This window comes from Microvirga calopogonii (genome assembly GCF_003347665.1).
GTDB classification, from domain to species: Bacteria; Pseudomonadota; Alphaproteobacteria; order Rhizobiales; family Beijerinckiaceae; genus Microvirga; species Microvirga calopogonii.
In genome coordinates this window covers 21,496-31,017 of the sequence record NZ_QDGA01000052.1, presented here as the reverse complement: position 1 = coordinate 31,017, position 9,522 = coordinate 21,496, and the positions used below count along the sequence as shown (strand labels likewise).

At 64.5% G+C, this 9,522-nt stretch carries 9 protein-coding genes and 1 tRNA gene; 4 read left to right on the top strand and 6 right to left on the bottom strand.

Going from position 1 to position 9,522, the window contains the following annotated elements; translation table 11 throughout:
• Positions 1-198: 198 nt before the first annotated feature.
• Positions 199-275: transfer RNA gene (locus DDF70_RS24940), tRNA-Met, on the top strand.
• Between the two features lie 216 nt (positions 276-491).
• Positions 492-1,406: a hypothetical protein gene (locus DDF70_RS24935; RefSeq protein ID WP_114947472.1), complete on the top strand. Its 915-nt coding sequence runs from the start codon at positions 492-494 to the stop codon at positions 1,404-1,406.
• 169 nt (positions 1,407-1,575) lie between these two features.
• Here DDF70_RS24935 and DDF70_RS24930 read toward each other — a convergent pair whose 3' ends face one another.
• The 3 genes from DDF70_RS24930 to DDF70_RS36895 form a co-directional block, all read right to left on the bottom strand.
• Positions 1,576-1,893, bottom strand: coding sequence for a c-type cytochrome (locus DDF70_RS24930; RefSeq protein WP_114947471.1), 318 nt, complete (start codon positions 1,891-1,893; stop codon positions 1,576-1,578).
• A 204-nt stretch (positions 1,894-2,097) separates the two neighbouring features.
• A complete protein-coding gene (locus tag DDF70_RS24925; protein WP_114947470.1) occupies positions 2,098-4,152 on the bottom strand; it encodes an NAD(+) synthase in 2,055 nt (684 codons plus the stop codon).
• Positions 4,153-4,316: 164 nt separating this feature from the next.
• Positions 4,317-4,706 (bottom strand): hypothetical protein, encoded by a 390-nt coding sequence (locus DDF70_RS36895; protein WP_162820640.1) that lies wholly within the window; start codon positions 4,704-4,706, stop codon positions 4,317-4,319.
• Positions 4,707-4,887: 181 nt separating this feature from the next.
• On the opposite strand from DDF70_RS36895, the gene DDF70_RS24915 reads away from it, so the two are divergent.
• Positions 4,888-5,541 carry a phosphoribosyltransferase gene (locus tag DDF70_RS24915; protein ID WP_114947468.1) on the top strand — a complete coding sequence of 218 codons (654 nt, stop codon included), beginning with the start codon at positions 4,888-4,890 and terminating at the stop codon, positions 5,539-5,541.
• 187 nt (positions 5,542-5,728) lie between these two features.
• On the opposite strand, the gene DDF70_RS24910 is transcribed toward DDF70_RS24915, so the two are convergent.
• The 3 genes from DDF70_RS24910 to rsmI form a co-directional block, all read right to left on the bottom strand.
• Positions 5,729-6,550: a universal stress protein gene (locus DDF70_RS24910; RefSeq protein ID WP_114947467.1), complete on the bottom strand. Its 822-nt coding sequence runs from the start codon at positions 6,548-6,550 to the stop codon at positions 5,729-5,731.
• A gap of 212 nt (positions 6,551-6,762) precedes the next feature.
• Positions 6,763-7,140, bottom strand: coding sequence for a YraN family protein (locus DDF70_RS24905; protein ID WP_114947466.1), 378 nt, complete (start codon positions 7,138-7,140; stop codon positions 6,763-6,765).
• The gene (gene rsmI, locus DDF70_RS24900; protein WP_114947476.1) at positions 7,137-8,075 is read right to left on the bottom strand and encodes a 16S rRNA (cytidine(1402)-2'-O)-methyltransferase; all 939 of its coding nucleotides are present in this window, start codon (positions 8,073-8,075) and stop codon (positions 7,137-7,139) included. The genes DDF70_RS24905 and rsmI overlap by 4 nt, the downstream gene beginning before the upstream one ends.
• A gap of 134 nt (positions 8,076-8,209) precedes the next feature.
• On the opposite strand from rsmI, the gene DDF70_RS24895 reads away from it, so the two are divergent.
• Positions 8,210-9,493 (top strand): penicillin-binding protein activator, encoded by a 1,284-nt coding sequence (locus DDF70_RS24895; protein WP_114947465.1) that lies wholly within the window; start codon positions 8,210-8,212, stop codon positions 9,491-9,493.
• The last annotated feature ends 29 nt before the right edge of the window (positions 9,494-9,522 follow it).

Here is a 9,522-nt window from a genome sequence, read left to right as displayed (position 1 = left end):
TCTCAAGACCCGGGAGAGTAGGTCATTGCCGGACCTGCCAAGGACAACGCCACACACGCCTCTTTACCGTCTCTGACAGCAAGCGCGGTCGTTCTGATCAGAACGACCGCGCTTTCGTCTGTCGTGCCTTCGCCTTGATCGCCTGCGATCAAGGCCCTCAGCTTGGGGTTTGGCCGCGGCCAGACTCGCACGCCTTGGCGCGGGGTGGAGCAGCCCGGTAGCTCGTCAGGCTCATAACCTGAAGGTCACAGGTTCAAATCCTGTCCCCGCAACCAATCTCACACCAGCACAAAGCCCCCGCGCCCGAAACGACACCGGGGGCTTGCTGCCGTTCAGACAGCCACACGACAGACGGCGCGATACGACGCGCGACACGCCCGACAAGAGCCACGGCATCAGGGCATCGCGAATACCGCCGGGAGAACGGGATCCAAACCCACGGCTCCCCGGTTGTCGCAAGGAAACTCCAGCCCTCATGACCTGACCTGCATATGGAGACTGCATCCACCTTCCAGGTACTGCCCTCCGAAGACGACGAGAAGCCCGGAGCCTATGCGGTATTTCCCTATGACCGCGACCTAGTGGCCCGGTTTCGGGACGGGTTTCCGCGCGCGCGGTGGCGGGGAGGGGAGCAGCGGTGGTTCGTGCCCGGGACCACTGCCGTTCGGCGGCTGAACACCTGGATGGCGCAGGAACTCGAAACCCTTGATCGGCATGCGGATGCAAAAGGCCGGGACGCGTTCACCTTCGAACCTCTTGAAAGCTCCTATCTGACGATTGCGGACGATCTGAAGGTGCGCACGCCCTATTCGAGGACAATCGTCGAGGCTCTTCGATCCATCCCCTGGGCCCATTGGGATCCGGAAGAGCGGGTCTGGCGCGTGCCGTTCCGCTCCTATGAGGAGCTGAAATCGCGCTGGCCCGAGATCGAGGAGGCGGCGCGGCGCAATGAACCCGAGGCCCGGCGGAAGCGCCGGGAGGAGCAGAAGGCCCAAGCCTCCCAAGAGGCAAACCAGATCCACGCGGAGCGGCGCCGCAGGCGCTATCCCGTGCCGTGGGACGACCTTCCTCCTCTCGGGTTTCCGCTCGCGACCACAAATTGGGGCGTCGTGGTATTCGAGGCCATCGACGTCGATCCCATCGACGAGCCTTTGGCACCCGAGCCTTACATTCACGCGAAGGGTGATCCGTCCCGCTACGTCTGGGCCCATTGGCGGATGCCGACGCTGCAGGAGATCTACCGCACACGCCCCGTTCGAGACGAAGAAGATCCGGGGACGCGATCCGCCCGGGGCTGGTGGTGGGCAAGCCGTGAGGAACTACGGGATAGGGCGCGCAAGCTGCGGGAGGTGGAGCGGGCTCAGCGCGCGCGGCAGGTGGCGCGACAGGCATCCACTGAGGTCTAAAGCATCGGACCCAAAAGTGGATTCCACTTTTGGGATCCCATCCGATGCTCCACTCTTTCGAGTGCGCATCGTTCTTTGCGGAAAACCGGGTCCACTTTTCACTGACGTGGCCCTCCGGGTCCGCACGATGCGCTAAGAAGAGCCGCAGGTCGGCCATTCCGTCATTCCGTCACGGGTGCGTGTTCAGGCTCGTGATGTAGACCGCAAGATCCCGGAGCTGCTTGGGCTCCAACATGATGTTCGGCATCGTCTCATGCGAAGTCCGCAAGGCGACCGTTAGAGCGGTCGTCGTCATGCCCGGAACTTGGGCTATTCGGGTGAATGCCGGCGCCTGCGTGCGAGGAGATTGATTCTGGCCGGCTTCGACCGCGTGGCAGGCTGCGCAGGTCTCGCGAGCCACGCGCAGCCCGGCTGACGGATCGCCTTGCTCCTGTGCATGCAGGCCGGCCGGAACCATCAGGAGCAAGATAGCGAACCTACGGATCATGGACGGCTCCCGTGCCGAAGCCCTGAGCCGGCGGGTGCCGGCGCGATGAACAGCATGTCGGTCAGCAAGATGGCTCCCGATATCGATCGGCGCATCTTTAATCCCTCGCTGATCATCAGATTGAGGGATCCTTAAAATGCGCCGTGAAGCACCATCCAACTTTGACTATTCGCAACTCTTCAAAGGGCCTGATGCAGCCGGCGATCACGAGGGATCGACATCTGGAACGCCGCTTTCCAGTTCGGCGAGCCAGACCCCCGGTCCCGCGTCGGATGGCGCGCGCCAGTCGCCGCGCGGCGACAGCGACCCGCCGGACGAGATCTTCGGCCCGTTCGGCATGGCCGTGCGCTTGAACTGGCTGGTGAAGAACCGGCCGAGGAAGACCCGGAGCCACTTCTTGATCTCGCCGAGTTCGTAAGCCCGGCGCGAGGCATCCGGGATGTTGGGCGGCCACGTGCCTGCTTCGGCATCACTCCAGGCATGCCAGGAGAGATAAGCGATCTTCGAGGGCCGGAAGCCATAGCGCGTCAGATAATAGAGGTTGAAGTCCTGCAGCGCATACGGACCGATCATGGCCTCGGTCGACTGGATCTGCCCGGAGGCGTCCTGCGGCACGAGTTCGGGAGAGATCTCGGTGGCCAGGATAGCATAGAGGATTTCGGCCGTTTCGTCGTTCACGTCACCTGAGGCTGCGACGAAGCGGATCAGATGCTGGATCAGGGTCTTTGCGACCGATGCGTTGACATTGTAGTGGGACATCTGGTCGCCGACACCATAGGTGCACCAGCCGAGCCCCAGCTCGGAGAGGTCGCCGGTGCCTACGACGATGCCGCGATGGTGGTTGGCCAATCGGAACAGGTAATCGGTCCGCAAGCCCGCCTGAACGTTTTCGAAGGTCACGTCGTAGGTTGGCTTACCTTCCGCAAATGGGTGCTCGAGATCCTGCAGCATCTGCCGCGCCGTCGGGCGGATGTCGATCTCCGACGGGGTGACGCCCAGTGCCCGCATGAGCGCCCAGGCATTGCCTTTCGTGCCTTCGCTCGTTGCGAAGCCGGGTAACGTGTAGGCAAGGATGTTGGTGCGGGGAAGGCCCAGCTTGTCCATGGCGCGGCAGCAGACGAGCAGGGCCTGTGTGGAATCGAGGCCGCCCGAAACGCCGATGACCACTTTCTCCATCCGGGTCGCCTGCAGGCGTTTCGCGAGCCCCTGGACCTGGATGTTGTACGCCTCGTAGCAGTTCTCCGCGAGCTTGGCGGGGTCCGCGGGAACGTAAGGAAACCGCTCGACCGGCCGGCGCAGCGGCAGCGCCTCCTCCGGCGCATCGACGTGAAGCGGAACGATGCGGAAATCGCCTGGAACGACTTTCAACTCATCGGCACAATCGCGGAAGGTGACCCGCCGCATGCGCTCCTGGCGCAGGCGCCCGAGATCGATATCGGCCACGGCCATGGTGGAATCCGGCGGAAAGCGTCCGGTCTCTGCAAGCCGCAGGCCGTCCTCGAAGATGCCGCCGTGGCCGTCCCAGGCGAGATCTGTGGTCGACTCGCCCGGGCCCGCCGCCGAATAGGCGTAGGCTGCGACGCAGCGCATGGATTGGGAGCCGCACAGGAGGCGCCGATCTTCCGCCTTTCCGATGGTGATATTGCTGGCCGAGAGATTGAGGAGGATCTCGGCGCCCGCCATGGCGGCCGTGGTGCTGGGAGGCTGCGGCACCCACATGTCCTCGCACACCTCCACGTGAAACGTGAATGCGCAGCTGCCTGCCGACCGGAACAGAAGGTCGACCCCGAAGGGGACCTGCAGGCCGGCAATGGCGATCATCTGTCCCCGAATGCCTGCTCCCGGGGCGAAATGCCGGCGCTCGTAGAACTCGCGGTAGTTCGGCAGATAGGCCTTGGGCACCACTCCCAGGATGCGTCCGGCGTGGATGACGACGGCGGCGTTGTAGAGGCGGCCGTCGAGGCGGAGAGGAGCCCCGACCACGAAGGCCGGGAAAAGATCGACGCTTTCCTCGGCCAAGCGGACGAGACCCCGTTCGACAGCCTCCAGAAGGGCGTCCTGATGCAGGAGATCGTCAATGGCATAGGCGGATATGCCGAGTTCGGGGAACACCATCAGGGCAATTCGCTCCTGGTCTCCTCGACGCAGCAGCTCAAGGGTCCGGTCGACGTTGAAGGCCGGATCCGCGACCTCGATGCGCGGAACACAGGCCGCGATGCGGACAAAGTCATGGCGGTAGGGTGTGAAGAACGAGATCATTCCGCGTCCGATCAGAGTTGGCCCTTATGGACAGGGCTCGCCCCGTTGCAATTGGGGATGGGAGCCCGTCATGCTGGTGCTGATACGCTAGCGCATCGTGCGGACCCGGAGGGCCACGTCAGTGAAAAGTGGACCCGGTTTTCCGCCATAAACGATGCGCCAGCTCAGGGTTTGAGCATCGGATTGAGTCCCAAAAGTGGATTCCACTGTTGGGTCCGATACTTTAGGTAACTAGCACAAGGAATCCAATCCGCCACGGGGCTGGTTCCGCAAGCCCCGGGTTCGGGCGCGATGCTGATATCCCGGGAACTGTCCCGCTCGGATTTCCGGGTCGAATTGACCAAACGCAAGATCGGGATCGGCCTTTCATGCTTGTGTTCCATCGCGTGGAGGCATTCGCGATGCACAAGGATTTCACTCTCCCGGATCTCCAGGCCAGAATGGATTTGCTCGCGAGTGGGGGTCAGGTCCAGGTCGGCCATGACGACATTCAGCGCCTCTTCGGCACGAATGATGTCGCTCTGGAACGGCTCCGCTGGTTCGCTGCGGGCCATAGTTGCCTGATTGTTCGAACGGACCGGGGGATCGTCTTCCGCAGGCTTCCGAAGCCGATTGCCAAAGAGCAGACCTATGGATGAGTTCATCCGGCAGGGGGATGCCAGGGGCAGGGATTGGCTCTGGCTTTGCAAGATGCGCGAGCGGAGAGATGCATGGAGGTGAGCGAGGCGTGGTCCGATGCCATTCACCAACCGATCCGAAGCCGGCCGCAAGCTCGCTGCGGCACTCAAGAAATACCGGGATCAGGATCCGGTTGTGCTTGCACTCCCACGGGGCGGTGTTCCTGTCGCGGCGGAGATTGCCGCCGCGCTCGACGCACCGCTCGACCTCATGATCGTACGTAAGATCGGCGTGCCTTCACAACCCGAGCTGGCCATGGGTGCCGTTGTCGACGGCGCGACGCCCATCGTGGTGCGCAATGAGGATGTCATCCAGCTTTCCGGGGTTGGCGAAGCGGAGTTCACGTCTGTCCGCGATGCCGAGATCGCCGAAATCGAGCGCCGGCGCCGTCGATATGTGGGGCATTGCGAGCGGGCAGCTGTCACCGGGCGAACGGCCATCCTGGTCGACGATGGTATCGCCACCGGAGCGACGACCCGCGCGGCATTGCAGGCCATCCGTCGGCTCAACCCGCGACAGCTCGTGCTGGCAGTTCCAGTGGCCCCGGTCGATTCTCTCGCCAGACTTCGAAACGAGGTCGATGATCTCCTCTGCCTTGAGGAGCATGAGTTCTTCGGAGCAATAAGCTGCTATTACGCCGATTTCCGCCAAGTTTCCGATAAGGAGGTCGTCGATATCCTCAAGCGCTTCCCACCCGGCCGTTCTCGATGATCCTCAATGCGGGTCGAGAACCGCCGGCCATGCCTCCAGGACGATTTGCCATCACGGCGGGCAGGAGCGGTATCATGCAGATCCCGGCTCGCATCGCATTCCAAGGCTTCGATCCGACGGAGAGGCAATGTGCCCTGGACTGTACTGCGGCATAACCGAGGCGGGACTCTCGCTTCACTTCTCCGGTTCAGTGCGACATGAGCACCGGCACGGTCATGGAACGGAGAAGCTCCCGCGTCGTGCCGCCGAGGACGATCTCCCGCAGGCGCGAATGGCCGTAACCGCCCATCACGATCAGGTCGGCATCCGTGTCGGCCGCATGAGACAGGAGCATGTTCGCGACATTGATGTCGTCGACGGAGAGCCTTCTCACCTCGGCCTGAATTCCATGCCGGGCCAAATGCCGGGCCAGGACCCTGCTCGAGAGATGGGAGTTCTCAATCTCTCCCTTGCCGATGGCGATAATCTCCACGTGGTGGGCGAGCACCAGCAGCGGCAGGGCATCGGCAACGGCGCGGGCGGCCGGTTGGCCGCCATCCCAGGCGATCAGGATCGTCTCGATGACAGGATGAACGCGGATGTAGGGGACGATGACGAGGGGGCGTCCGGAGCCGAAGAGGCATGCCTCGATGATGTCCAAGGTGTCGGTGCCGTCCGGATCAGGCTGCGGAAGGATGACGGCATCGAAGCAGCGCACCACTTGGCTCAAGGAATAGCCCAGCTCTCCGGAAGTGGCCTTGAACCGGACGACGTCGATCGATGTGTCGGCCTCTCGCGCTGTCCTGGCGAATTCCTCGACGGCTCTGCTCGCTGCAGCTTCGACCTCCTCCTTCATGCGGGAAAGGAGATGGTCCGGCAATTCGGCGGCGAGGCCGGGTGGAAGCGACGGCTCGATGGTCGGAACTGCCGCGGTCAGATGGGCACCACAGGTGACTGACAGTGACAGGGCATAGGTTCCGGCCGCTTCCGTGCCGGTGCCGGTCAAGACCAACAGGTCCTTGAGAGCCATGCTTCTCTCCCGCAAGGTCGCGCGGATTGCCCATCAACCGCTGCTCACGCCTGGGGAAAAGATGCCACAAAGGGCATGTCCGACTTTGACTTAACGCAAATGGGAACGACGGACGGCAAGCGCGATGTGCAGCGGGAGACGCACACGAAGCTCAACGGCGGGACGCGTCGCAGACATGCCAGGGACGGGCCAGGCATGACGATCGTCTTGTCTCAACTCATCTCGAGCTCGAACGCCGACACGATGTGCTGCGGCCATCTCCTGGGCGCGATGAACACCGCATCGGCGCGCCATGTCCTGCCTTCGGCCCATGCATTGCGCGAGAGCCACGTGCGAACCGCGCGCGAGAAGCGCTGACGCTTGCGGGCAGTGATCGCGGAGAGTGCATCGTCCATCAGCCCGCGCGCCTTCACCTCGACGAACGCGATGGTGTCGCCACGCATCATGATCAGATCGATTTCACCGCCCGATGCCGCATAGCGCCGTGCGAGCGGGCGGTAGCCTTTCATGATGAGAAACAAAAGCGCGATCCACTCGGCGCGATGGCCGCGCAGGAATGTGGCGCGGCGGCGTTCGAGAGCGCTCGTCATGCGTCCTTCTTGGCAAGCGTCAGGGCGCGGGCATAGACCTCGCGCTTGGGCAGGTCGAGCTCCGCCGCGACGAGTGCCGCGGCATCCTTGATCGAGTGGTTCTTCAGCGCCGCCTCGAGCTTGCCGTCGAGCGCCGCATCGGCTTCGGCGGCATGCATCTCTTTCGTGGCTTCGCCGATCAGCACCACGATCTCGCCCTTGGGCGGACCTTCCTCGGCGAATTGCCGGGCGAGGTCCGGCAAGGTGCCGCGCCGGATCGTCTCGAACATCTTGGTCAGTTCGCGCGCCACCACGGCCTGCCGCTCGCCGAGCACTTCCGCGGCGTCGGCGAGCATTTCAGGCAGGCGGTGCGGGCCCTCGAAGAGCATGAGCGTGCCCGGAATCGTCCCGATCTCGGCAAGCCTCGCGCGGCGCGCGGCGCTCTTCGGCGGCAGGAAGCCCTCGAAGAAGAAGCGGTCCGTCGGCAGGCCCGAGGCGACGAGGGCGGTGAGGACGGCGGAGGGGCCGGGGATCGGGGTGACCGGCAGCCCTTCCTCGATGGCCGCCTGAACGAGCTTGTAGCCCGGGTCGGACACCAGGGGCGTGCCCGCATCCGACACCAGCGCCAGGGCCTGCCCCTCCCGGATCCTGTGGACCATGCGCTCGCGCACCGCATCATTGGAATGCTCGTGATAGGCCACCAGCGGTGTGGTGATGCCGTAATGGGCGAGGAGCGTCTTCGTCACCCGCGTATCCTCGGCCAGGACCGCATCCGCGGCGGCGAGCACGTTCAGCGCGCGGAAGGACACGTCCTGCAAATTGCCGATGGGGGTCGCGACCACATAGAGGCCCGGCGACAGGGGCTTCGCCTCGGCAGCGAGGCCGAAGGCGGTGAAGGTGGCAACCCGTTCGGTCGGCTCGCGCCGTTTGGTTCGATTATCGATTCTCTGGCTCATCGTCGTCACTGTCGCATGAAGGGGCGTCGTCGCGAAAGCGGGGTCGTCAATCCGTCAACCGGCATTGGAAACAATGTTTACCTTTTTCTGTCACGCTTGACCCATTGCTTGAGCTGTTTCCAAAGGGGGTGGAGATGGCGCGCTTGATCGAACGAGCAGCCGGCCCTGCCGGCCGCGCCGCCTGGGCTTTTGTCCTGTCCGCATCGCTGGCGCTGTCCGGATGCGTCGGCTCCGGCGGCCGCACTTCGTCCCGCAAGCCGGCCCGGCCTGCTGCCACCGCGGCATCTGAACCTGTCTACGCGGCCGATCTCTCGCCCGCTGGTGCTCCCGTGTCGAGCGCCTCGCCTGCGCCGAGGCTGGAGGGAACGACCATCGGACATGGCCCCGTCAGGGTCGCGCTGATCCTTCCCATCACGGGAGCGGGCCAAGGGGCCATGGTGGCGCGGAGCATGCGCAACGCCGCGGAACTGGCCCTCGAGGAATTCCAGGGCTCCGATCTTACTCTCCTGGTGAAGGACGATGCCGGTACGCCGGAGGGCGCCCAGGCGGCGGCGCAGCAGGCTCTCATCGAGGAAGCCGAACTCATCATCGGGCCGCTCTATGCAGGCTCCGTGCAGGCCGCCGGACAGGTGGCCCGCCCGAGGGGCAAGACCGTCATCGGCTTCTCGACGGATGCGAGTGTCGCCAGTCCGGGCGTCTACCTTCTCAGCTTCATGGTGCAGGAGGAGGTGGACCGCATCGTCTCGTTCGCGGCCGCCCAGGGACGTCGCTCCATCGCGGCTCTGATCCCGGAAACACAATATGGCCGTGTGGCCGCGACGCGGTTGCAGCAGGCGGCAGCCCGGCAGGGCATTCGCCTCGCAGCGCTCGAGTATTATCCGCCCGGCCGGCCCCAGGACGCCGTGCAGCGCTTGGCTCCCGTCATCGGCGGGCCTTCGCCGCAGGCCGACGCATTGTTCATTCCGGAGAATGGCGACGGCCTGCCGGCCGTCGCCCAGGCACTTCAGACGGCAGGCTTCGATCCGCTGCGCGTCAGGCCTCTCGGCACGGGCCTGTGGGACGAGCCGCGCGTCGCGGCGCTCCCGGTCCTGCAGGGAGGCTGGTTCGCGGCCCCAGACAAGCGCGGTTTCACGGCCTTCGCCGAGCGCTACCGCGCGCGGTTCAATGTCGATCCGATCCGTCTGGCGACCCTGTCCTACGATGCCGTGACGCTGGCTGCCGCGCTCGCGCGGATGCAGGGGGCGCAGGCCTTTACCGACGCCATGCTGACGAGCCCGGCCGGTTTCGCCGGAGCCGACGGCGTGTTCCGCTTCAATCCCGACGGAACCAACGAACGCGCGTTGACCGTGCAGGAAATCCGCGGCGGCACCGCCGTTGCGATCAGCGGCGCGCCGCGAACCCTGGTGGCGGGGAACTGAGGACATTTCAGCACCTGCGACGTCATCAC